The organism is Thermopolyspora sp. NPDC052614 (genome assembly GCF_040678635.1).
Classification (GTDB): domain Bacteria; phylum Actinomycetota; class Actinomycetes; order Streptosporangiales; family Streptosporangiaceae; genus Thermopolyspora.
The window spans coordinates 200,679-223,949 of record NZ_JBFATZ010000007.1 but is presented as its reverse complement, the minus strand read 5'-3'; the positions used below and the strand labels follow the sequence as shown (position 1 = coordinate 223,949).

The 23,271-nt window shown below is 70.9% G+C and carries 18 protein-coding genes; 4 read left to right on the top strand and 14 right to left on the bottom strand.

Annotation, left to right across the window (positions count from 1 at the left end):
• Window positions 1-106: 106 nt before the first annotated feature.
• A complete protein-coding gene (locus tag AB0K60_RS17795) occupies window positions 107-925 on the bottom strand; it encodes a protein kinase (RefSeq protein WP_364055380.1) in 819 nt (272 codons plus the stop codon).
• A 148-nt stretch (window positions 926-1,073) separates the two neighbouring features.
• Here AB0K60_RS17795 and AB0K60_RS17790 point away from each other — a divergent pair, with 148 nt between their 5' ends.
• Window positions 1,074-3,125 (top strand): cation:proton antiporter, encoded by a 2,052-nt coding sequence (locus AB0K60_RS17790; protein WP_364055377.1) that lies wholly within the window; start codon window positions 1,074-1,076, stop codon window positions 3,123-3,125.
• A 481-nt stretch (window positions 3,126-3,606) separates the two neighbouring features.
• Here AB0K60_RS17790 and AB0K60_RS17785 read toward each other — a convergent pair whose 3' ends face one another.
• The 5 genes from AB0K60_RS17785 to AB0K60_RS17765 all read right to left on the bottom strand — a co-directional run bounded on the left by AB0K60_RS17785 (window position 3,607) and on the right by AB0K60_RS17765 (window position 8,749).
• The gene (locus tag AB0K60_RS17785; RefSeq protein ID WP_364055374.1) at window positions 3,607-5,088 is read right to left on the bottom strand and encodes an FHA domain-containing protein; all 1,482 of its coding nucleotides are present in this window, start codon (window positions 5,086-5,088) and stop codon (window positions 3,607-3,609) included.
• A 17-nt stretch (window positions 5,089-5,105) separates the two neighbouring features.
• Complete coding sequence (locus AB0K60_RS17780) at window positions 5,106-5,546, bottom strand: hypothetical protein (RefSeq protein ID WP_364055371.1); 441 nt, start codon at window positions 5,544-5,546, stop codon at window positions 5,106-5,108.
• Window positions 5,547-5,559: 13 nt separating this feature from the next.
• On the bottom strand, window positions 5,560-7,098 hold the full coding sequence (locus AB0K60_RS17775) for a hypothetical protein (RefSeq protein WP_364055368.1): 1,539 nt from the start codon (window positions 7,096-7,098) through the stop codon (window positions 5,560-5,562).
• 168 nt (window positions 7,099-7,266) lie between these two features.
• Window positions 7,267-8,400 (bottom strand): site-2 protease family protein, encoded by a 1,134-nt coding sequence (locus AB0K60_RS17770; RefSeq protein WP_364055365.1) that lies wholly within the window; start codon window positions 8,398-8,400, stop codon window positions 7,267-7,269.
• Window positions 8,401-8,650: 250 nt separating this feature from the next.
• Window positions 8,651-8,749, bottom strand: a complete 99-nt coding sequence (locus AB0K60_RS17765) for a pentapeptide repeat-containing protein (protein ID WP_364055862.1) — start codon at window positions 8,747-8,749, stop codon at window positions 8,651-8,653.
• A 5-nt stretch (window positions 8,750-8,754) separates the two neighbouring features.
• Between AB0K60_RS17765 and AB0K60_RS17760 the strand changes: the two genes are divergently transcribed.
• The 3 genes from AB0K60_RS17760 (at window position 8,755) to AB0K60_RS17750 (ending at window position 11,688) form a co-directional block, all read left to right on the top strand.
• Window positions 8,755-9,588 carry a PD-(D/E)XK nuclease family protein gene (locus AB0K60_RS17760; protein ID WP_364055859.1) on the top strand — a complete coding sequence of 278 codons (834 nt, stop codon included), beginning with the start codon at window positions 8,755-8,757 and terminating at the stop codon, window positions 9,586-9,588.
• A gap of 106 nt (window positions 9,589-9,694) precedes the next feature.
• Window positions 9,695-11,008, top strand: a complete 1,314-nt coding sequence (locus AB0K60_RS17755) for a histidine kinase (protein ID WP_364055362.1) — start codon at window positions 9,695-9,697, stop codon at window positions 11,006-11,008.
• Window positions 11,005-11,688, top strand: a complete 684-nt coding sequence (locus AB0K60_RS17750) for a response regulator transcription factor (RefSeq protein WP_364055359.1) — start codon at window positions 11,005-11,007, stop codon at window positions 11,686-11,688. The genes AB0K60_RS17755 and AB0K60_RS17750 overlap by 4 nt, the downstream gene beginning before the upstream one ends.
• Before the next feature lie 76 nt (window positions 11,689-11,764).
• Here the strand turns inward: AB0K60_RS17750 and AB0K60_RS17745 are convergent, their stop codons facing one another.
• The 8 genes from AB0K60_RS17745 to metH form a co-directional block, all read right to left on the bottom strand.
• Complete coding sequence (locus tag AB0K60_RS17745) at window positions 11,765-12,799, bottom strand: dipeptide ABC transporter ATP-binding protein (RefSeq protein WP_364055356.1); 1,035 nt, start codon at window positions 12,797-12,799, stop codon at window positions 11,765-11,767.
• Between the two features lie 115 nt (window positions 12,800-12,914).
• On the bottom strand, window positions 12,915-13,997 hold the full coding sequence (locus tag AB0K60_RS17740; RefSeq protein WP_364055353.1) for an ABC transporter ATP-binding protein: 1,083 nt from the start codon (window positions 13,995-13,997) through the stop codon (window positions 12,915-12,917).
• On the bottom strand, window positions 13,994-15,007 hold the full coding sequence (locus AB0K60_RS17735; protein ID WP_364055350.1) for an ABC transporter permease: 1,014 nt from the start codon (window positions 15,005-15,007) through the stop codon (window positions 13,994-13,996). Before AB0K60_RS17735 ends, AB0K60_RS17740 begins: the two co-directional genes overlap by 4 nt.
• Window positions 15,008-15,082: 75 nt before the next feature.
• Entirely contained in the window at window positions 15,083-16,840 is a 1,758-nt protein-coding gene (locus AB0K60_RS17730) for an ABC transporter substrate-binding protein (RefSeq protein ID WP_364055347.1), read from the bottom strand.
• Window positions 16,841-16,887: 47 nt separating this feature from the next.
• A complete protein-coding gene (locus AB0K60_RS17725) occupies window positions 16,888-17,889 on the bottom strand; it encodes an ABC transporter permease (protein ID WP_364055345.1) in 1,002 nt (333 codons plus the stop codon).
• 303 nt (window positions 17,890-18,192) lie between these two features.
• Window positions 18,193-18,681, bottom strand: coding sequence for a cellulose synthase (locus AB0K60_RS17720; RefSeq protein ID WP_364055343.1), 489 nt, complete (start codon window positions 18,679-18,681; stop codon window positions 18,193-18,195).
• Between the two features lie 211 nt (window positions 18,682-18,892).
• The gene (locus tag AB0K60_RS17715; RefSeq protein WP_364055340.1) at window positions 18,893-19,540 is read right to left on the bottom strand and encodes an HAD family phosphatase; all 648 of its coding nucleotides are present in this window, start codon (window positions 19,538-19,540) and stop codon (window positions 18,893-18,895) included.
• Window positions 19,541-19,649: 109 nt separating this feature from the next.
• Window positions 19,650-23,126 (bottom strand): methionine synthase, encoded by a 3,477-nt coding sequence (gene metH / locus AB0K60_RS17710; RefSeq protein ID WP_364055337.1) that lies wholly within the window; start codon window positions 23,124-23,126, stop codon window positions 19,650-19,652.
• Window positions 23,127-23,271: the final 145 nt, after the last annotated feature.

Below are 23,271 nucleotides of genomic sequence, written 5' to 3'. Positions count from 1 at the left end.
TCGGCACCCCCCGGACCGCGCCCCCGCCGTCTCCGGAGGCCGGACAGTGCTCGGCATCCCGCGGCGACGGCGTCGCCCGGAGGACGGGGACGGGGGCGGGGGGCGTTCAGCCGGCGAGCTGGTAGAGGCGATCGGCGACGCCCGACGCCGTGGGGCGCTTGGCGACGTCTCCGATGCAGTTGGTGATCAGCTCGGCGATGGCGGGCTCGGTGTCGTCGCTGACCCTGGGCGGGGTGCTGTAGACCTTGCGCAGGGTCAGCAGCGGGTCGTGGGTGGGCAGCTCGCCGTACAGGCCGGTGCCCGTCATCGCCCAGTGCAAGGTGGCGCCGAGCGACCAGACGTCGCCGCCGGGAGTGGGTTTGTCGCCCTGCAGCAGCGCGGGGTCGGTGAATTCGACCGAGCTGAGCCCGCCCATGCCGGTGACCGTGGCGCCGGGGTGCAGCACCTGGGACAGGCCCAGGTCCGACAGCTTGCCCCCGTCCTCGGTCAGCAGCACGTTCCCGGGGCGGATGTCCCGATGCACGATGCCCTCCTCGTGCAACGCCTGCGCCGCGCGCGCCGCGCACGCGATCGCCCGCAGCACCGTCGCGCGGGACGGCCGCTCCGCGGGGGCCGCCAGCGAACCGCCCGGCAGGTACTCCATCGAGTAGTAGAAGACGCCGGCCTGCTGGCCCGCGTCGTACAACGTCACCAGGAACGGCGACCGGACCGCGGCGAACGCCTTCAGCTCACGGGTGGCGCGGCGAAAGGCGTCCTCCCCCGTGCCCCCCACGACCTTGACCGCCACGTACTCGGCGTCCACCGGCAGCCTGGGCGGCCGCCGGGCCAGGAAGAACTCACCGTTGCTCCCCGTCCCCAGCGACCTGACGAACTCATAGTCGGCGATGCCCTCCACCCGCAGACCCCTATCTTCCGTGCTTGCCATTCGAGCGTTGACCTGCATCGAGCGATGCTTCCCATTCGAGTTCGTATGACGCCGCGCCACGCGCGTTGGTTCGCTCGCGTCGTCCTTCGCTCACACGGTAACGTCGCATGGTTCTGTCAGGGGTCCATCTTTACCTATGGAAGAAGCGATGCTCCACGTCGATGTGCTTCTGCTGGACCTGGTGATCGTGCTGGTCGCGGCGCGATTACTCGGTGGTCTGGCGCGCCGGCTCGGTCAGCCTCCCGTCGTGGGCGAGATCGTGGCGGGCATCCTGCTCGGGCCCACGCTGCTCGGGCCGTGGATCGGCGACACCCTGTTCGGCCCGCAGGTGCGGGGGCCGCTGCAGGCGCTCGCCAACGTCGGCCTGATCCTTTTCATGTTCGTGGTCGGGCTGGAGCTCGACCAGAACCTGGTGAAGGGCAAGGGCAGGGTCGCCGCGACGGTCGCCCTCGGCTCGACCGGAGTGCCGTTCGTGCTCGGCGTGGTGCTGGCGCTGGGCCTCGCCGGAGACCATTCCGACGGCAACACGCTGCCGTTCGTGCTGTTCCTCGGGGCGGCGATGTCGGCGACCGCGTTCCCGGTGCTGGCGCGCATCCTGACCGACCGGGAGATGCACCGCACCACGCTGGGCGGGCTCGCGCTCGCGTGCGCGGCCGTGATCGACGTGCTGGCCTGGACCGTGCTGGCGGTCGTGGTCGCCATCGCCGGGGCGGAGGCCGACACCGGCCAGTGGAAGGTCCTGCTCACGATCCCGTACGTGCTGGTGATGTTCCTGGTGGTACGGCCGCTGCTGGCGCGGCTCGTGCCGGCCTTCGAGCGGGCCGGGCGGCTCACCCCCGGCCTGCTCGCGCTGGTGCTCATCGGCCTGCTCGCCTCGTCGTGGGCGACCGAGTTCATGCAGGTGCACTTCATCTTCGGCGCGTTCCTGTTCGGCGCGGTGATGCCCCGCGCGGGCGCCGAGCGGCTCAACCACCAGATCCTGGAGCGCCTGGAGCAGCTCGCGGTGCTCCTGCTGCTGCCGATGTTCTTCGTGGTGGCGGGCCTGAGCGTCAACCTGCGTGAGCTGAGCGTGGGGAGCCTGGGCGTGCTGGCGGGCATCCTCGCGGTGGCGATCGGCGGCAAGCTGCTGGGCTCGTACGTCGCGGCCCGTCTGCAGCGGGTGCCCAACCGGCAGGCGGCCGCGATCGCGACGCTGCTGAACACGCGCGGCCTCACCGAGATCGTCATCCTGAACGTCGGCCTGCAGAAGGGCGTGCTCGACTCCGAGCTGTACTCGCTGATGGTCCTGATGGCCCTGGTGACCACCGCGATGACCGGGCCGCTGCTGCGCAGGGTCTACCCGGACCGCCGCATCGCCCGCGACATCGAGGAGGCCGAGCGGGCCGCGCTCGGCGCCACCGCGGCCTACCGGGTGCTCGCGGTCATCCCGGGGCCCCCGGGCGAGGCCCAGCCGCTCGCCGATCTCGCCGCGGGCATGGCCGCGCCCGGCACCTCGGCCGAGGTGGTCCTCGCCCACCTGCGGCCCTACCCGGCGGGACGGCTGGAGGTGGGCACGGGCCTGTCGTCGGAGCTGGCCGAGATGACCGAGGTGATGGGCGCGCTGGAGGCGCTGGCGGCCCGGGTACGGGAGCACGGGCACGACGCCCGGGTGGTGAGCCGCTTCTCCGCCGACGTGGCGGGCGAGCTGCCGCACCTGGTCTCCTCCGCGCGTCCGGATCTGCTCCTGCTGCCCGCCGACACCCCCGGCCACGAGGCGATCCTCGCCGCGGCCACCTGCCGGGTGGTGACCGTCGCGCCGTCGGCGTACGGCAGGGTCGGGCCCGTGGTGGCCCGTCACCGCTCGGGCGCCGCGGGCGACGTGAGCACCAGGGTGGCGCTCAACCTCGCCCTCTGCCTGCGCCGCCCGCTGCTGCTCACCGGCGGCGGCCGCGCCACCTCGCTCGCCCAGCGGCTGCGCAGGCTGGGCGTGGACGCCTCCCCGGCCTCCGCGGAGCCGATCCCCGACGCGCTGACGGTCGCCGCGAGCGCCGACGCCGGGGCCGACCTGCTGGTACGCGCCGAGCAGGACGCGGACCCAATCGACTGGGCCGCGGTCGTGCCCGCCCTGGTGCCCGCCCAGGCGACACCGGAGCCGCCGGCGGGCGAGGCCGATCGCCCGGCCCAGCCCGAATCCGACGCGCCGGCCTCCAGCCCGTCCTGAGGCGCTCGCCGGGTTCCCCGGCAATGGACGCGATAGGCCGCCGCATTCACCGATGCGGCGGCCTATCGCATGTTAGGGAGGAAGCCGACATAGTCACATGAAAACGGTGCACGCGTCGCGTACCGCGGATCGTCAAGAGGTCTCGAAGCGCATGGATCTCGATCAAGAGGCACGATCACAGCCGGACAGGCGCGCCAGCCGCGATCCGGGCCGTCGAGGGCACCACCGGGAAGCGCGTCTCCCGCCACCTTCACGATGCCTTCGTGAGCGCCTACATGAGCGGCTTCGTGAGCATGGCGGACTCGGCCGGGCGGCACCCCCTCCTGCCCGGACGCGCGAACGTTTCAACCCCGTACCCCGTAAGCCGATTCGTCCCCCGTTCGTACGAGCGTGGCGCACCACGCCCGAGATCGTCGCCGGGCACCACCCCGCATGGTCGCCCGTGCCGCCGGCTCGCGGCGCGCGGCCATCGGAGCAGCGCCTAGCTGTTGCGGTGGGACTCGTAGCGCATCGTGCGGGAGACGCCGATGCGGACGGTGGTCCCGGGCAGGATCGCCACCGGCTCGTTGGGCGGGATGTCGTAGAAGTTCGGGTCGCCGGGGGGCTGTACCTGGGTGCCGTTGACGGAGCCGAGGTCGATGAGGTTGACGTCCCAGTTGTCCAGCTTGACCCGCAGGTGGCGGCGGGAGACCGAGCCGTCGGGGCTGGTGACCTTGGCCGGGCGGGCCTCGCCGGAGAGCACCTCGCTCGCCCGCTCCGGGTCGCGCCCGAGCAGGTAGTCGGTGTCGAGGCGAAGCGTCATGCCGTCGTCGAGCAGCAGCACGCCGAGCGGCGGCCTGGGTCCCTTGTACGGCACGAGCGTGCGCTGGACCAGGGCGATGCCGCAGACCGCGCAGTACGGCACGCGGGGATCATTGAAGTGGTCGTTCTTGCAGTCCACCCCGTAGACCATCGGCCGCGGCTCGGGCTCGGCCATGTACTCGGTCGACTCCGGCACGGCCGGGGACGCGTCCTGACCGGGCTCGTCCTGGCCGGGCAGCAGCAGCACCGACTCGAACGGCTGGTTGGGACCGACCCCGGCGGGGACCTGCTCGGACGGCACGCCATTGCCGCGACCGGCCATCGCGTCGTCCTCGTGGGCGTGCCCGGCATGCCCGGAATGGCCCGCGTGGCCGCCGACGGACGCCTGCTGGCCCGTCTGCGGCATCGGACCGGACAGCACTCCCGGCTGCGGCCCGGAATGGCCTCCCGCCGGGCCGGACACCGGCTCGTGCACCGGCTGCACGGACGGCGTGGGCGCGGGCAGCGGGGCCGGTTCACGCGGCTGGGCCGCGGGCAGCACCTCGGGCGCGGCGGCGTGCGCCTGCCGCGCCATCTGCGGCTGCGCCATCTGGGGCTGGGAGGCCTGGGGCTGGGACATCTGGGGCTGGGACATCGGGGATTGGCGCGACATCTGGCCCGCGGCCATGCCGCCCCCCGCGCCCGGCACGACGGGCGCGATGGGCACCGCGGACTCGGAGAAGTCGCAGACCAGGCCGGCCCCGCCGATCACGCCGCCGTCGAGGCGCGCGTGCGGGTTGGGCTGCCCCGCCCCGGGCAGGCGCAGCTCGATCCGCCCCACCGGCCCGGCGACGAGGCGGTCGGTCCAGGTGAGGGAGTCCCGGCCGGACAACTGCACCGAACCGTCGGGCCCTCCGCTGACGCTCGCCTGCGCGTCGCCGCTCACCAGCACGGCGACGCCGCCGGAGCAGGGGCCGGCGACGGCGCAGGTCGCCGGCTCCCCCATCATCGTGTTGGCGAGCACCTGGGCGGCGCGACGGGCCAGCGCCAGCCCGTCGCCCCCGGACGACGCGGTTTCGCGCAACGCCGCGAGCAGGCCCTCCACGGCGTCTCCGGCGTCACAGACGAGCAGCAGGCCGCCCGCGTGGGCGACGATGCCGTCGCCCGGCAGGGGACGTACCACCCCGTATCCCTGGCCCGTCAAAGAACTCTCCCTCCCCGGAAGCGCCACCGGATGAACGGCACTCGCATCGGTCCGTTCGCCACCAGCCAGACGGCGATCCAGATCACGATGAACATCGTCCAGAAGGCCGAGGCCGGGGGCGCGGGGTCAATGATCCCGATCGCTCCAGACCGCAGCAACAAGAACAGTAGTAGACCTTCCGGTACAAGTGTGACCAGCCCGAACAGCGTCGGCCAGTCTTTCTCCCAGCGGAACTGCATGAGGAAGTGGTAGATGAACTCCCAGCCGACCCCGAGCACGGCGACGGCGGCCAGCACGAGGTAGCCGATGCGGTACCGCTCCGACATCGGTCCTTCGAGTCCCGGCAGGATCGGCACGATCAGCGCGGTGATGACGACCCCGACGGTGGCCAGCAGGAAGATCCGTGTCTGGATCCTGCCCATCAGCGTGGGAACCACGGAACTTCTCCTTCTAGACCGGCTTGTTGAAGGCCCACTTGAACCACTGCGCGGTCGAGCGCAGCGGACCCATCTTTCGGCAGAACCCGCGCTTGGCGAGGTCGTCGGCGATCTCCTGCGCCGCCACCTGCAGCCCGAGGAAGGTGTCGACGCCGGGGAAGTAGCCGCCGAGCGTCGCCGACCCGGAGGCGTAGAGCGCTCCATTCCCGCTGGCGGTGTTCTTGACCTCGAAGTGCCGCTCGACCTCCAGGCGGCCCACCGGGTTGCGGTAGGCGCCGCTGTACTGCAGCAGGTCGGCGAAGATGCGGTGCTCGGCGATGTCGGCCTCAAGACCGGTGCAGTCGATGATGAAGTCGGAGACCGGCTGGCGGATCGTGCCGTCGTTGCTGCGCACGTGGCTGACGAGCCTGCCGTCCGGCGTCGGCTCCACCCGCTCCACGATGCCCTGGAAGGGGTGGTAGTAGCCGCCCGCGCGGCCGGCCTTCATCTGCTCCTGCCAGCGGCGGCGCTTGGGCGTGTTGGTGCCGCCCATCTCCTTGTACTTCTGCCGCCGGGCCTCGCCCTCCAGCTTGCGCATCTCGGCCTTGAGCTGGCCGCCCCACACCGACTTGGGGTAGTTGAAGCCCTGGTAGGCCCAGCCGTCGCCGCCCTTGCGCCGCGCCCAGATGTGCGGGCCGTGCGAGCCGGTGACGAACGTGCGGAAGATGTGGATGACCTGCGTCTGCAGGTTGAACTTCTCCCGGTCGTCGAACAGGCGCTGCAGCACGCGCGAGGCCACGATGCCGCCGCCGCGGACCACCACGGTGCCCGGACGGGTCTTCATGAACTCGTACACGTGCTCGTGCGGCTCGTAGGCGTTCACCACGTGGGTGAAGTCGCCGTACTTCTGCCGGAACTCCTGCAGGTCGGGCAGGTACTTCAGGCCGGGGTAGCCCACCGCGATGTGCACGAAGCGGGAGCGGAACGCCACCCGCTTGGTGGCCGAGGTGCCCTCGGGCGGGTTCATGATCGTGAAGTAGCCGCCGCCGACGCGCTTGCGCACCATGCGGACCTGGCCCTTGATGAGCATGTCCCAGTAGCCGATGCGGTTGGCCTCGCGCTCCAGGTTGCGGAAGACCGTGCCGGCGCGCGGCGTCCAGTAGTCCTCGAAGATCGGCTCGAGGAATCCCACCTGGATCAGGTGCTTGATGTTCTTCTCCCGCCAGGCCTCCTCCAGCGCGTACGACGGAAAGCCCCAGAGGTTGTCGGGACGGGAGGAGGAGTCGGAGCGGATGCGCTCGGGGCGGGGGATCTGCGAGCACCTGGTGAGGAACTCGTAGGTCTGCCAGGGGGTGTCGATGTTCGACAGCACCCGCATCTGCGAGGTCGGCACGCCGTAGATGCGCAGGTAGTCGACGGTGACGAACGAGCCCATGCCGCCGCCGATGGTCACGAAGGGTATGTCGTGCATCGGGATGCCGGCCTGAGCGACCATCTGGTCGGTCCACTCGGCGGTACCGAGCAATTCCGGTGTGAGATCGCCCGCGGTGGCGGGCGTCGGGGGGGTAGCCAATCCAAGTTCCTTACGGGTCGTCGCCAACCTGATCGGATGACAAGAACACTAGTCTCGGCGCGCCCCGAACACGAGTGGGACAATTCTCTCCTGGGAGAGTCTCCCCCTTGTTCCCTCGTGACGGGAACGCTACTGGTCTGACGCTCTCTCAACGCCATTGGTTCGCGATCAAACGCCGGTGAACATCCTGTTGACGTCGGCCGTGACGAGCACGCCGTAGACCTCGCCGCCGCGCTCGACGAGCAGGTACTCCGCGGCCGGGGTCTCCCGCATCGCGTCGATCAGCGACTCGCCCTCCAAATCGGCCGCGAGCACCAGCGAGGGCTCCAGGCTGCGCGCGACCGCGCCCGTGCTGATCCAGGGCCTGCGGTGCTCGGGGGTGGCGCCGACGGCGGCCTCGTTGACGATCGCGACCGGGCGGCCCTCGTGGTCGGCGACCACGATCGCCCGCGCCCCCGCCTCCCGGGCCCGGCGCAGCGCCTCGGCGAGCGGCACGTCGGCGGTGACGGCGATCGCGGGCCTGCCCAGGGCGCGGGCCTGCACCTGCGGGATCCTCGCGCGCACCCGGGCCGAGCGCAGCGCCTGGGAGGCGCCCATCCAGATGAACGACGCCAGCAGCACCGACCACAGCAGGAAGGTCAGGTCCTGCCCCTGCCCGGTGATCATCGTCAGCGCCACCGGCACGACGACCAGCGCGACGGCCAGGACGCGGCCGACCCAGGCCGCGGCCACGGTGCCGGCTCCGGGATTCCTGGTGGCCTTCCACACCCCGGCGCGCAGCATGCGGCCGCCGTCGAGGGGAAGGCCGGGCAGCAGGTTGAAGATCCCGACGATCAGGTTGGACAGCCACAGCTGCTGGATGAGCACGCCGATGATGGTGTCCGGGGGGACGACCCGGTACAGCACGTAGCCGACGGCGGCGAGGCCGAGCGACAGCAGGGGGCCGGCGAAGGCGACCAGGAACTCCCGGCCCGGGCGGTCGGGCTCCCGCTCGATCTCCGAGACGCCGCCCAGCAGGTACAGGGTGATGCGCCGGACCGGCAGGCCGTAGCGCAGGGCGACCACGCAGTGGGCCAGCTCGTGCAGCAGCACCGACAGGTAGAGGAAGACGGCGAACACGAACGCCACGGCGTACGCGGAGGCGGAGCTGAGCCAGGGCAGGAAGCTCAGCACGGCGGGCTGGAAGGTGTAGGTGATGAACGCGGCGACGATCAGCCAGGTCGGCGACACGTAGACCGGAATGCCGAAGGGACGGCCCATGCGCAGCCCGGGCGAGCGCTGCTGACGTCGATCATTGCTCATCGGCGGTCCCCCGCGGCGGCGGCTGGCATGGTCATGGTGCCTAGATGCTACGCGTCCCGGACACCTGTCGCTCAAACGCATCCGGCGGGCGCTCGCCAAACGGTCCGTCGCGTGACCTAGAGTGCCCCCATGGCGGCAGAGGCGACCGGGGGCGGGCCGGGGACGGCGGACATCGCGGACGGCGGTGCGATCGACGTCGGCGGCACGGGTGGGTCCGGGGTACGTGGATCCGGCGTGCGTGGGCACGGCGTTAGTGGGCCCGGCGTAAGTGGGCCCGGCGTAAGTGGGCCCGGCGTAAGTGGGCCCGGCGTAAGTGGGCCCGGCGGCGCGGCCGGTGAGGAGGCGGCACGGCCGATCGTCGGCGCGCTCTCCCCCTCCCGCGCCGGAGATTTCATGACCTGCCCGTTGCTGTACAGGTTCCGGGTCATCGACCAGCTTCCCGAGCGCCCCTCACCGGCCGCCGTGCGCGGCACGCTGGTGCACGCCGTGCTGGAGCGGCTGTACGACCTCCCCGCCGACGGGCGCACCGTGGCGGCGGCCCAGGACCTCCTGCTGCCCCAGTGGCGGCGGCTGCTGGACGAGGAGCCCGCGTACGCGGACCTGTTCGCCGACGACGCCGAGCGGGAGACCTGGCTCGGCCAGGCCGCGGGCATGCTGGAGCGCTACTTCGGGCTGGAGGATCCGCGCCGGCTGGAGCCCGCCCGGCGCGAGCTGTACGTCGAGGCGGTGCTCGACAGCGGCCTGCTGCTGCGCGGCTACATCGACCGGCTCGACGTGGCGCCGAGCGGCGACATCCGCGTCGTGGACTACAAGACCGGCGCCTCGCCGGGGCCGGGCTTCGAGGCCAAGGCCCTGTTCCAGATGAAGTTCTACGCCCTGGTGCTGTGGCGGCTGCGCGGCACGGTCCCCCGCCTGCTGCAGCTGATGTACCTGGGCAACGGCGAGATCCTGCGCTACTCGCCCGACGAGGCCGACCTGCGCGCCACCGAGCGCAAGATCAACGCGCTGTGGCAGGCGATCGAGCGGGCCGTGCGCACGCGGGAGTGGCGGCACCGTCGCAGCCGCCTGTGCGACTGGTGCGACCACCAGGCGCTGTGCCCGGAGTTCGGCGGCACCCCGCCCCCGGTGCCCGACCGCGAGCCCGCCGACATCTTCCGCAGCCGCCGCGCCGCCACCGACGAGCTGTGACCGCCTCCCCCGCGGCCCTGACCACCGTCGTTCTCCTCCCACGGGAGGAGCCGAGGATCCGCCTGCGGCAGGGTCGCGGGCCTGGACGGCGGCCTACATTGAGATGGTGCGTGTGACGTCGGGCGGCCCGCTGAACCGGCTGAGGGACAACCCCGTGCTGGGGGACTCGATGCTCGCGCTGCTGCTGGCGCTGGCGTCGATGATCATCGCCGCGATCGTCGACCCCGCCCTCGACCCCGTCCTCGGCCTCGCCGGCGGCCCGGCCCGCGGCCCGGGGACCGGCGAGGACAGCGTGCTCGGCATGGTCTTGATCGTGTCGGCCTGCGCGCCGGTGGCGCTGCAACGCCGGCGGCCGTACGCGATGCTGGTGCTGAGCCAGGCGCCCATCATCGCCCTGGCGGCGATCGGCGCGGACGCGGGATCGGCCGACCTGGCCACGCTGGTCCTGCTGCACTCGGTGGCGGCCCATCGCGGGCTGGCGGTCAGCCTGATCGCGGTCGCGACGGTCGGGATCGGCTACGTGATCACCGTCGCGCTGCACGACGGCGTGTGGGCGACGCACCTGCTCGCCGCGGCGCTGATCTTCGCGGCCTGGATGACGGGCCGCAGCGCCCGGCTGCGCTGGGCGTACATGTCCGAGCTTGAGGACCGGGCCGCACGGCTGGAGCGGGCGCGGGAGGCCGATCGGCGGGCGGCCAGGGTCGAGGAGCGCTCCCGGATCGCCAGGGAGCTGCACGACGTGGTCGCCCACCACGTCAGCGTGATGACCGTGCAGGCCGCCGCGGCCCGCAAGGTGCTCGCCGCCAACCCGAAGCTGGCCGCGGACGCGCTGTCGGCGATCGAGGAGCTGGGTCGTACGGCGATGGCGGAGATGCGCAGCATCGTCGGCGTGCTGCGCACCGACGGCGAGGAGGCCGGCGAGCGCGCCCCCCAGCCGGGCGTCGGCGACCTGCCCGGCCTGGTGGAGCAGATGCGGGAGGCGGGCCTGCGCACCCAGTTGTGGATCGAGGGCGAGCGGTTCCGGCTGCCTCCGGGCGTGGACCTGGCCGCCTACCGGCTGGTCCAGGAGGCCCTCACCAACAGCCTGCGGCACGCCGGACCGTCGGCGCGGGCGTGGGTGACGGTGAGCCACGAGCCCGGCGAGCTGACCGTGCGGGTCGAGGACGACGGGCGCGGCGTGGCGAAGGGGCGGCACGGATCGAGCGGTACCGGCGATTCGAGCGGCGCGCCCGGAGGGGCCGGTGGGCCGGCCGGATCGGCGGGGCGGGCCACCGGCGACCGATCCGGTCACGGTCTGGTGGGCATCCGCGAGCGGGTCGCCCTTTATGGTGGGGTACTACGGATCGGTCCTCGGCAGGGCGGCGGGTTCGAGGTGTGCGCCCGGTTCCCCATCAAAACGGTCCCACCAGGAGAGATATGACGATCAGGGTGTTGCTGGTGGACGACCAGCCGCTGCTGCGTACCGGCTTCCGCCTGATCCTGGAGGCCGAGCCCGACGTGACCGTGGTCGGCGAGGCCGGGGACGGCGCCGCCGCCAAGGAGCAGGCGCGTGCGCTGCTCCCGGACGTGGTGCTGATGGACATCCGCATGCCCGGCGTGGACGGCATCGAGGCGACCCGGCACATCGTGCGCGACGCCTCCCCGTCCGCGCACGTGCCCCGGGTGCTGGTTTTGACCACCTTCGACCTGGACGAGTACATCGTCGAGGCGCTGCGCGCCGGGGCGAGCGGCTTCCTGCTCAAGGACGTGCCGCCCGACGACCTGGTGCAGGCGATCCGGGTGGTCGCGGCCGGGGACGCGATCGTGGCCCCGAGCGTGACCCGCCGCCTGCTCGACAAGTTCGCCGCCCGCCTGCCGTCGGCGCACCGCCGGCCCACCCCGCCCCGCCTCGATCGCCTCACCGAGCGGGAGCTGGAGGTCCTGCGCCTGATCGCGCGGGGCATGTCGAACGCCGAGATCGCGGCCGAGCTCGTGGTGAGCGAGACCACGGTCAAGACCCACGTGGGCAACGTCCTGACCAAGCTCGGCCTGCGCGACCGCGTCCAAGCCGTCGTCCTCGCCTACGAGACCGGCCTGGTCACCCCCGGCGCGATCTCCTGACGCGGCCCGGCCGGGGCCGGCGGAGCCCTGCGGGGGCGTGAAGAAGCGTCAAAGCGTCAAAGGATCGCGCGCGCCGTCACGCGCTCACGGCGCCTTCGGCGGCCTCGGCGTTGTCGATCTTGGGCGGGGCGTTCTCCGGGAAGTGGCAGGCCACCTGGTGCCCGGGGGCGAGCGCGTCGAGCGGCGGCTCGACGGTCTTGCAGATCTCCTGGGCCTTCCAGCAGCGGGTGTGGAAGCGGCACGCCGGGGGCGGGTTGAGCGGGCTGGGCACGTCGCCCTGCAGGCGGATGCGCTCGCGGTCCTGACGGCGCTTGGGGTCCGGGATGGGGACGGCCGACAGCAGGGCGTTGGTGTACGGGTGCATGGGCGCCTCGTACAGGGATTTGCGGTCGGCCAGCTCCACGATCTTGCCCAGGTACATGACCCCGACCCGGTCGCTGATGTGCCGCACCACCGACAGGTCGTGGGCGATCACCACGTAGGTGAGGTCGAACTCGTTCTGCAGGTCCTCCAGCAGGTTGATGACCTGGGCCTGGATGGACACGTCCAGCGCCGAGACCGGCTCGTCGGCGATGATCAGCTTGGGCTTGAGCGCGAGCGTCCTGGCGATGCCGATGCGCTGGCGCTGGCCGCCGGAGAACTCGTGCGGGTAGCGGTTGTAGTGCTCGGGGTTGAGGCCGACCAGCTCCAGGATCTCCTGGACCGCCTTCTTGGTGCCCTGCTCGGTCTTGATGCCCTGGATCCGGAACGGCGCGCCGACGATGGCGCCGACCGTGTGCCGGGGGTTCAGCGACGAGTACGGATCCTGGAAGATCATCTGTACGTCGCGGCGGAAGGGGCGCATCCGCCCCTGCGACACGTGGGTGATGTCGTGGCCCTCGAAGACGATCTTCCCGCCGGTGGGTTCGAGCAGCCGGGTGATGAGCCTGCCGGTGGTGGTCTTGCCGCAGCCCGACTCGCCCACCAGGCCCAGCGTCTCGCCCTTGCGCACGTCGAAGCTGACGCCGTCGACCGCCTTGACCGCGCCGACCTGCCGCTGGAGCAGCCCCTTGGTGACGGGGAAGTGCTTTTGCAGGTCCTGCACGGACAGCAGCGGCTGTTCCTCGGTCATGAGACCTCCTTCGCGGGCTCCTCGACCAGGATGCCCTGCCCGCCCGCCGAAACGCGCCCGCGGCGGCGGACCCGGTGGTCGCGGCACCCCCGTGGCGTCCGCGTTGCCTTGCCGCTCACATCGACTCCAGGTTGGGCTTGATCTCGTTTTCCCAGATTTCGCGCCGGTCCTGCCTGCTCATGTGGCAGCGCACCAGGTGGCCGCCGCCGGTCTCCACGAGCTCGGGCACGACCGTGTTGGACTTGCCGTCGGTGCGGTCGGTGTACCCGCAGCGCGGGTGGAAGGCGCAGCCGGGCGGCACGTTGATGAGCGAGGGCGGGGTGCCCTTGATCGGCATGAGCCGCTCGGTCGGCTCCCGGTCCAGGCGCGGCATCGACCCCAGCAGGCCCCAGGTGTAGGGGTGCTCGGGACGCTCGAAGATGTCCTCGGCCGAGCCGTACTCGACGCATTTTCCGGCGTACATCACCAGGATGTCGTCGGAGAGCTCGGCGACGACGCCGAGGTCGTGGGTGATGATGATCAGCGCGGCGTTGAAGTCGCGCTGCAGGTCGCGCATGAGGTCGAGGATCTGCGCCTGCACGGTCACGTCGAGCGCCGTGGTCGGCTCGTCGGCGATGAGCAGCTCGGGGTCGCAGCACAGCGCCATCGCGATCATCGCGCGCTGGCGCATGCCGCCGGAGAACTCGTGCGGGTAGTTGTCCACGCGCCGGTCCGGCTGCGGGATGCCGACGCGGCCGAGCATGTCGATCGCGTGCTTGCGGGCGACCCGCTTGCTGACGTTGTTGTGCACCCGGTACGCCTCGACGATCTGGGCGCCCACCGTGTAGTAGGGGTGCATGGCCGACAGCGGATCCTGGAAGATCATCGCCATCTTCTTGCCGCGCAGCCGGCGCACGTGCTCGGCGCTCGCCCCGACCAGTTCCTCGCCGTCCAGCCAGATCTCGCCGGAGATCCTGGCCCGGCCCCCCTTGTGCAGGCCGAGGATGCCCAGGCTGGTGACGCTCTTGCCGGAGCCGGACTCGCCGACGATGCCGAGGGTCCTGCCCCGGTCGAGCCGGAACGAGAGCCCGTCGACGGACTTGACCAGGCCGTCGTCGGTCGGGAAGTGGATGCGCAGGTCGTTCACTTCCAGGAACGAATCGGTACGCGGGGCCCTGCCGCCCGTCTCGGCGGCCGGCGCGCTGGTCGTCTCGCTCATGACAGCCTCACCCTCGGGTCGACCACCGCGTACAGCAGGTCGACGATCAGGTTGGCGAACACCACGAAGAACGCCGCGAGCATGGTGACGCCCAGGATCTGCGGCAGGTCGTTCTTGACGATCGCGTTCACCGCGTACTTGCCCACGCCGTTCAGCGAGAACGTGCTCTCGGTGAGCACGGCCCCGCCGAGCAGCAGGCCGAAGTCCAGGCCGAAGATCGTGACGATCGGCGTGAGCGCGCCGCGCAGCCCGTGCTTGGCGATCACCCGGGACTCGGGCAGGCCCTTGGCGCGCGCGGTGCGGATGTAGTCCTCGCCCATGGTCTCCAGCATGCCCGCCCGGGTGAGCCGCGCGTACGCGGCGGCGTAGAGGAAGGCCAGGGTGATCCACGGCAGGATCAGGTTGTAGGCCCACTGGGCCGGATTCTCCGAGAACGGGGTATAGCTGCCGCCGGGCGCGGTGATGCCCAGCGTGTAGCTGAACAGGACCAGCGACGCGATGCCGGTGAAGAAGATCGGCAGGGAGACGCCGGCCAGCGCCACGCCCATCGCGGCCCGGTCGAACAGGCTGCCCCGCCGCAGCGCCGACAGCACGCCGGTGGCGATTCCGCCGACCAGCCACAGCACCGAGGCGCCGAAGGCCAGCGAGACCGTGACCGGCAGGCGGTCGAGCAGGTCGGGCCAGACCGGCTGCCGGGTGATGAACGAGTAGCCGAAGCAGGGGGCGGGGCACTGCTCCACGCCCGCGCCGGTGTCGTACTCGGCACCGGTGAACACCCCCGCGATCCAGCGCCCGTACTGCACGACCAGCGGGTCGTTGAAACCCAGCCGTTCGGCCTGGAGGGCGACGATCTCGGCGTTGGCGGCACGGCCCACGTAGCGGTTGGCCATGTCCATCGCCGTCGCGCCGGCCAGCCGCGGCACCACGAAGAAGATCGAAAAGGTGACCATGCTCACCACGATGAGCATCAACAGTGCGCCGATCAGGCGCCGAACGATGTAAGTGCCCACACCTTCCCCCGGCTCCGGGGCCGGCCCGCGACGGGCCGGCCCCTAGCGGTCTCGGCTATCGAACGGACCGATCGGTCACGCGACGCCCATGTTCAGGTACTCGTACATGTCGAACGCGCCGGTGACGAACACGTTGGTCGCGCCCTTGGGACGGACCAGCACGGCCTTGGACCACACGATCGGCAGCACGAACGCCTGCTCCATGACCATCTGGTCGACCTGGCCCCACAGCGCGTCGCGCTTGGCCTTGTCGGTCTCCACGTAGGCCTGGTCGATCACCTTGTCGATCTCAGGGCTCTTGATGCTGATGTTGTAGTTGCCCGACTCGCGGATCGTCCGGCTGTCGGTGATCTGGGACATGAAGCCGAAGCCGTCGTTCCAGTCGGCGCCCCAGCCGTGGGTGCCGAGGCCGATGCCGTTGTCCTTCACGAACTTCGGCTTGCCGAAGTACAGCGTGAAGTAGTCACTGGTCGGGTAGCCCTTGAGGTTGAGCTTGATGCCGACCTTGGCGAGCGACTGCTGCAGCGACTCGGCGGCGGCCTTCTCCTTGGGCCGGTCGGAGCGGTAGGCCATGGTGGTCTCGAAGCCGTTGGGCTGGCCGCACTTGGCGAGCGCCTCCTTGGCCTTGGCCACGTCGCCGGTGCCGGTCGGGTACAGGTCCAGCTTCTTCCAGCCGCCGATCGACGGCGGCATCAGGCCGGTCGCGATCTCGCCGCCGGCGTACTCGCCGCCGTAGGCGTTCTGCAGGCTGACCCGGTCGGCCGCGTAGAGCACGGCCTTGCGGCACTCGATGTTGTCGAACGGCTTGACGTCCGGAACGATCGGGATGTACCAGGTGCGGGCGCCGGTCGGGTTGTCCACCCGCTCCTTCAGCGTCGGGTCGCTCAGCACGCGGCCGAGGGCGGCCGGCTGCACGCCGGTGCCCGCGAGGTCGACGTGCAGGTCACCGGAGATGATCCGGTTGTCCAGGTCGTCGGAGTTGACGCCCAGGGAGATCTCGTACCGGTCCGGCAGCGCCTTGCGGATCGGGTCGGTGGCCGGGTCCCAGTTCGGGTTGCGCACCAGCGTGTACTGCTTGCCGGCCTGGACGCTCTCGAACATGTACGGGCCGGAGGCGATCGGGTGGTCCCGGTACTTGCTGCCGGTGTCCTTGGCCTGCGGCACCGGGATGGTGGGGGGCAGCGCGGCGAAGTTGTCGAAGCCGCCGTAGGGCTTCTTCAGGTGGAAGACGATCGTCTGGTCGTCCGGCGTCTCGATCGCCTGGTCGGTGTTGACGTCCGGGGTCTTGTAGACGGTCTTGAAGTCCTTGGGCAGGTCCAGCCAGTCGTTGAAGTACGTCGGGCCGTTGGGGAAGGTCTCCTTGTCCAGCGACCGCAGCACGGCGTACTTGACATCCTTGGACGTGATCGGCGTGCCGTCCTCGAACTTGACGCCCGAGCGCAGCTTGTAGGTCCAGGTCTTCCCGTCATCGCTGGGGGTGCCCAGGCTCTCGGCGAGGTCCGGCACCAGTTCCCGGCCCTTGGCGCCTGGCGCGGGGTTGTAGGTGACCAGCGGCCGGCCGTAAATGCGGATCAGGTTCCACGACAGGGCGTAGTAGGTGTCGCCGGGGTCGATCGAGTCCCAGTCCTCGGAGATCGCGAACTTGAGCGTGCCGCCCTTCTTGTCCGAAGGGTTGAACACGTTCTCCAGCGCGGCGTTCTGGACGTCCTTCGCGGCGGCCGCGGAGGAGCCGCCCCCGGACTGGGAACCGCCGCCGCCACCTCCACAGGCGGACAGGCTCAGGGCGAGGGCCGTGCCCGCCGCCGTGAGAGCCAGTAGGGATCTCTTTGTCATTGCTAGCACCCCTTGGTGGTTGGGATAACGGGGATGTGATGCGGTGGTCAGCGTGATGACTTGGGATCCAGCGCGTCGCGCAACCCGTCGCCGAACAGGTTGAACGCGAGCACGGTGATGAAGATCGCCATGCCGGGGAAGAACATGAAGTGCGGAACGGTGTAGTACTTCACCGCCTGGGAGATCAGGCCTCCCCAGGTGGGCGTGGGCGCCTGGACCCCGACGCCGAGGAACGACAGCGCCGCCTCGAACAGCACGTTGGTCGGGATCAGCAGGGTGGAGTAGATCAGGATCGGCGCGATCAGGTTGGGCAGGATCTCACGGAACAGGATGTACGGCCCGCGGGCGCCGAGGCTGCGCGCGGCGTCGACGAACTCGCGTTCGCGCAGCGACAGCGTCTGACCGCGGATGATGCGCCCGATGTACGGCCAGTTGAAGAAGCCGATGACGAAGATCAGCAGTCCGATGCGCAGGGTGTCCCCCTTGACGCCGAGCTGCTGCTCGAACTGGGCCAGCACGCCGACCAGGGCGAGGGCGAACACCAGCAGCGGGAAGGCGAGGAAGACGTCCATCAGGCGGCTGATGAGGTAGTCCACCCAGCCGCCGAAGTAGCCGGCGACGATGCCCATGACGGTGCCGATGAGCACCGAGAGCAGGGTGGCGAAGAACGCGATCATCAGCGAGATGCGCGAGCCGTACACGACCCGGCTGAACAGGTCGCGGCCGGTCTGCGGCTCGACGCCGAACAGGAAGTCGGAGCTGATGCCCGAACCGCCCTTGGGGAACTGGGTGACGGGGTCGATCATCTCCTCGTGGTACTCGAGGGGCGGATGACCCAGCAGTTTCACGACCAGCGGAGCGAAGATCGCGACCAGGATGAGGAACAGCACCACCAGCGCACCGGCCATCGCCACCTTGTCCCGCTTGAGGCGGTTCCAGGCGATCCGGCCGAGTGAACGGCCCTGGATCGCCTTTCCGCTCGCTCCTTCGAGCACGGACTCCGGCTGAGCCTCAAGCGTGCTGCCCGGCACGTCGAGCGGTGCGCTCATACTGTCGGCCCCCTGGGTTGCAGACGACATGACTAACGCGCCGACTGTCTGTGGACAGCGCGGCTTCGGACCACCCTAATGTGGTCCCAGGAGGCAGAATCTATGTGCTGAGCTGCGCTGACCAGTACATGAACGGGCTATGTAGCGCAACTGTGATTCATGCGAAACTCATTCGTGTTGATCTTGGTGGAAGTGTCAGGAAAGTGTCATGGTTGTGTCTCAGAACCGTGACAGACAAGGGAAAAACAGGGACACATTTTTACCCCGGTACGACGCGGATAACCGCCGAAGCGGCGATTTCCGTTAACTGATGCCGCGCCGCTTGAGAATGTCCTCAATGTCCGAGAAATCATCGTCCGCGACCGGTTCCTGCCGCTTCGGCGGCAGCGGCTGGGTGGGCCTGGCGGGCTGGGCGGCGGGCTGGGCGCGCCCGCGATCCCGCCCGGCGGCGGCCGGGGCCTGCGCCGTCGCCCCGCCCGAGGCGGACCGGCCGCGCCGCCGGATCACGCCGGACACCACGAACAGCAGCGCCGACAGGCCGGCGAGGATCACGCCCGCCCACACCGCCGGGGAGAGCACCAGACCGGTCACGAACGAGACCGCCGCGGTGCCGATCTGCCACAGCGTCTGCAGCGCCCCGGTCAGGTAGGCCGCCATGGGCAGCAACGCCCAGGCCGTCATCCGCAGGCCGGAGCCGACGCCGCGGCGGCGGAACGCCAGGAAGGCCAGCACCAGGCCGGCCGCGGTCAGGCCCGCGCACAGCGGGAACCACGCGATTTGATCGAATGTCATATCCGCCTCGCACCGTGGGGATTCGGTTATCCCTTCCATCCTGGCACGTCGGGCGGCGCCCGCCTCTCCTCCGCAGGGAGGGCTCTTCCCCTAGGGGAATCCCCGGTAAATGCCGGTAAAGACCCGGAATGCCCCGGGAGCGCCCGCAGGACGCGTCGCGGGGCTCGCTGTGGACCCGTCATGGACCCGTCATGGACCCGCTATGGGCCCGCTAGACGTCGGCGAAGAGGCCGCGCAGGCGCTCGACGGTGACCTTGAGCAGGGAGCCCGCGACGAGCCGCCCCGGCGCGTCCGGGATCGGCAGCACGCTGGGGACGGCCACCACCCGGCAGCCCGCGGCGGTCGCCGCCGTCACCCCGTTGGGCGAGTCCTCCAGCACGACGCACGACCCGGGCGGCACCCCCAGCAGCCGGGCCGCCAGCAGGTAGGGCTCCGGGTCGGGCTTGGGGCGGGCCACGTCGTCGCCGGTCACCACGACGTCGAACCGCTCGCGGCCGACCACGTCGAGCACCGCGCCCGCGATGGCGGAGGCCGAGGAGGTCACCAGGCCGGTGCGCACGCCGGCCTCGCGCACGGCGGTCAGCAGCTCGTCGGCGCCCGGCATGAGGTCCACGCCCTCGGCCAGCCTGCTCGTCATGCCCGCGAGCATCCGGGCGGCGACGACGTCGGCGCCGACGTCCGTGCCGGTCACCTTGACGATGTACGCGGCGGTGGAGGCCATCGAGCCGCCCACGAGCTCCTGCTGGTGCGCCCGGCCCCAGGTGCCGCCGAGGCTCTCGACCACCTCGGTCTCCACGGCGTACCACACCTTCTCGGTGTCCACCAGCAGGCCGTCCATGTCGAACAGGACCGCCTCCATGCCCACCCCCGAATCCGGTTTCGAACGGTCACGCGGACGGGCACGACGCCGCCGTGCCCGTTCCGTTCGGATTGTCACACCCGTTCGCGGCGAACGGGTGAACGGCCTCTCACACCTTGAAGTACTTGGCCTCCGGGTGGTGGGCGATCAGCGCCGAGGTGGACTGCTCGGGGTGGAGCTGGAACTCCTCCGACAGGCCGACGCCGATCCGGGCCGGGTCGAGCAGTTCGAACACCTGCCGCTGGTCCTCAAGGTTGGGGCAGGCCGGGTAGCCGAAGGAGTAGCGGCAGCCCCGGTACCGCACGTCGAGGATGCCGTCCATGTCGTCCGGGTCCTCGGCGGACAGGCCGAGCTCCTCGCGGACCCGCGCGTGCCAGAACTCCGCCAGCGCCTCGGTGAGCTGCACCGACAGGCCGTGCAGTTCGAGGTACTCGCGGTAGGCGTCCTTGGCGAACAGCTCCTGCGTGGCCTCGCTGATCCGCGAGCCCATGGTGACCACCTGGAGGGCGATGACGTCGGTCTCCCCCGACTCGCGGGGCCGGAAGTAGTCCGACAGGCACAGGTGCCGGTCGCGGCGCTGCCGGGGGAAGGTGAAGCGGGTGCGCTCGGCGCCGGAGTCGTCGAGGATGATCAGGTCGTCGCCCTCGCTGACGCACGGGAAGTAGCCGTAGACCACGGCCGCCTGGAGCAGGTTCTCGGTCTGCAGGCGCTCCAGCCACATGCGCAGCCGGGGCCGCCCCTCGGTCTCCACCAGTTCCTCGTACGACGGGCCGGCGTGCCGCCCCGAGCCCCGCGCGGCCTTGAGTCCCCACTGGCCCATGAACGTCGCCCGCTCGTCGAGGTAGGCGGCGTAGTCGGCGAGCGGGATGCCCTTGACCACCCGGTCGCCGGTGAACGGCGGCTTCGGCACCGGGTTGTCGACGGCGACGTCGGAGCGCGTCGGCAGCTCGTCCTCGGGCGTGCGGACCAGTCGCGCGCCCGTGCGCACCCGGCGGGTGCGCAGCGGCGGCAGCGTCGCGCCGTCCTCGCCGCGCTTGACGGCCATGAACGCGTCCATCAGCCGCAGGCCCTCGAAGGCGTCGCGGGCGTAGCGCACCTCGCCCTGGTACAGGTCGGCGAGGTCCTGCTCGACGTAGGCGCGGGTGAGGGCCGCGCCGCCGAGCAGCACCGGGTAGCGCGCGGCGATGCCCCGGGAGTTGATCTCCTCGAGGTTCTCCTTCATCACCACCGTGGACTTCACCAGCAGGCCGGACATCCCGATCACGTCGGCCCGCTTGGCCTCGGCGGCCTCAAGGATCGCCGACACCGGCTGCTTGATGCCGAGGTTGATCACCTCGTAGCCGTTGTTGGACAGGATGATGTCGACCAGGTTCTTGCCGATGTCGTGCACGTCGCCCTTGACGGTGGCGAGCACGATGCGCCCCTTGCCGCCGGACTCGACCTTCTCCATGTGCGGCTCCAGGTAGGCGACCGCGGCCTTCATCACCTCGGCCGACTGGAGCACGAACGGAAGCTGCATCTCGCCCGCGCCGAACAGGTCGCCGACGGTCTTCATGCCGTCGAGCAGCACGTCGTTGATGATCTCCAGGGCGGGGCGGGTCTCCAGCGCGAGGTCGAGGTCGGCCTCCAGGCCCTTGCGCTCGCCGTCGATGATGCGGCGCTTGAGCCGCTCCCACAGCGGCAGGGCGGCCAGCTCGGCGGCCCGGTCCTGGCGCATCGAGGCCGCGTCCACGCCCTCGAACAGCTCCATGAACCGCTGCAGCGGGTCGTAGCCCTCCCGCCGCCGGTCGTACACCAGGTCGAGCGCGACCTCGCGCTGCTCGGCGGGGATGCGCGCCATCGGGAGGATCTTGGAGGCGTGCACGATCGCCGAGTCGAGCCCGGCGTTGACGGCCTCGTTGAGGAAGACCGAGTTGAGCACGATGCGCGCGGCCGGGTTGAGGCCGAACGAGACGTTCGACACGCCGAGCGTGGTCTGCACGTTCGGGTGGCGCCGCTTCAGCTCGCGGATCGCCTCGATCGTCTCCAGGGCGTCGCGGCGGGTCTCCTCCTGGCCGGTGGCGATTGGGAAGGTGAGGCAGTCGACGATGATGTCCTCGATCCGCATGCCCCAGTTGCCGGTGAGGTCCTCGATCAGCCGTACGGCGACGCGCACCTTGTGCTCGGCGGTGCGGGCCTGCCCCTCCTCGTCGATGGTGAGCGCGACCACCGCCGCGCCGTGCTCCTTGACCAGCGGCATGATGCGGGCGATGCGCGAGTTCGGGCCGTCGCCGTCCTCGTAGTTCACCGAGTTGATCACGGCCCGGCCGCCGAGCATCTCCAGGCCCGCCTGGATCACCGCGGGCTCGGTGGAGTCGAGCACGATCGGCAGCGTGGAGGCGGTGGCGAAGCGGAACGCCAGCTCCTTCATGTCGGCGACGCCGTCGCGGCCGACGTAGTCGACGCACAGGTCGAGCATGTGCGCGCCGTCGCGGGCCTGCGCGCGGGCGATCTCCACGCACTCGTCCCACTGCTCGGCGAGCATCGCCTCGCGGAACGCCTTGGAGCCGTTGGCGTTGGTGCGCTCGCCGATGGCCAGGAACGAGGTGTCCTGCCGGAACGGCACGTGCTGGTACAGCGAGGCGGCGCCCGCCTCCGGGCGGGGGCGGCGCACGACGCGCTCGCGCCCGCCGATGCGCTCGACCACCTGGCGCAGGTGCTCGGGGGTGGTGCCGCAGCAGCCGCCGACCAGGGCCAGGCCGTAGTCGCGGGCGAAGGCGTCGTGGGCGTCGGCGAGCTCGGCGGGGCTCAGCGGGTAGTAGGCGCCGTCGGAGGTGAGCTCGGGCAGGCCCGCGTTGGGCATGCACGACAGCGGCAGGCGGCAGTGCCTGGCCAGGTACCGCAGGTGCTCGCTCATCTCGGTGGGGCCGGTGGCGCAGTTGAGGCCGATCATGTCCACGCCGAGCGGCTCGACGGCGGTGAGGGCGGCGCCGATCTCCGAGCCGAGCAGCAGGGCGCCGTTGGTCTCGACGGTCACCTGGGCGATGATCGGCACGTCGCGGCCGGACTCGGCCACGGCGCGCTTGGCGCCGGTGACCGCGGCCTTGAGCTGGAGCAGATCCTGGCAGGTCTCGACGATGATCGCGTCGACGCCCCCGGCGACGAGCCCGGCGGCGTTGCTCTGGTAGGCGTCGCGCAGCCGGGCGAACGAGACGTGGCCGAGGGTGGGCAGCTTGGTGCCCGGGCCCATCGAGCCGAGCACGTAGCGCGGGTGGTCGGCGGTGGACCAGTGGTCGGCCCGCTCGCGGGCCAGCCGCGCCCCCGCCTCGGAGTACTCGTAGACGCGCTCGGCGATGCCGTACTCTCCGAGGTTGCCGAGGTTGGCCCCGAAGGTGTTGGTCTCCACGCAGTCGACGCCGACCTCCAGGTAGGCGTCGTGCACGGCCCGCACCACGTCGGGCCGTGTGACGTTGAGCACCTCGTTGCAGCCCTCGTGGCCCTCGAAGTCGTCGAGTGTGATCTCGTGGCGCTGCAGCATCGTCCCCATGGCCCCGTCGGCGACCAGGATGCGCTGTGACAGGGCCTCTCGGAAGGATGGTCTGCTCATGCGCCAAGCTTATCGGGACGATCGGCGGCGCTCGCCGGGCGTACGAACGGAAGCACAGGCGGGGGCACGGACCGGAGCACGGCGGGAGCGCTCCCACCCAGCCCGTCCAAGGCGGCGGGGCCATGCCGTCGCATTCAAGCACGGC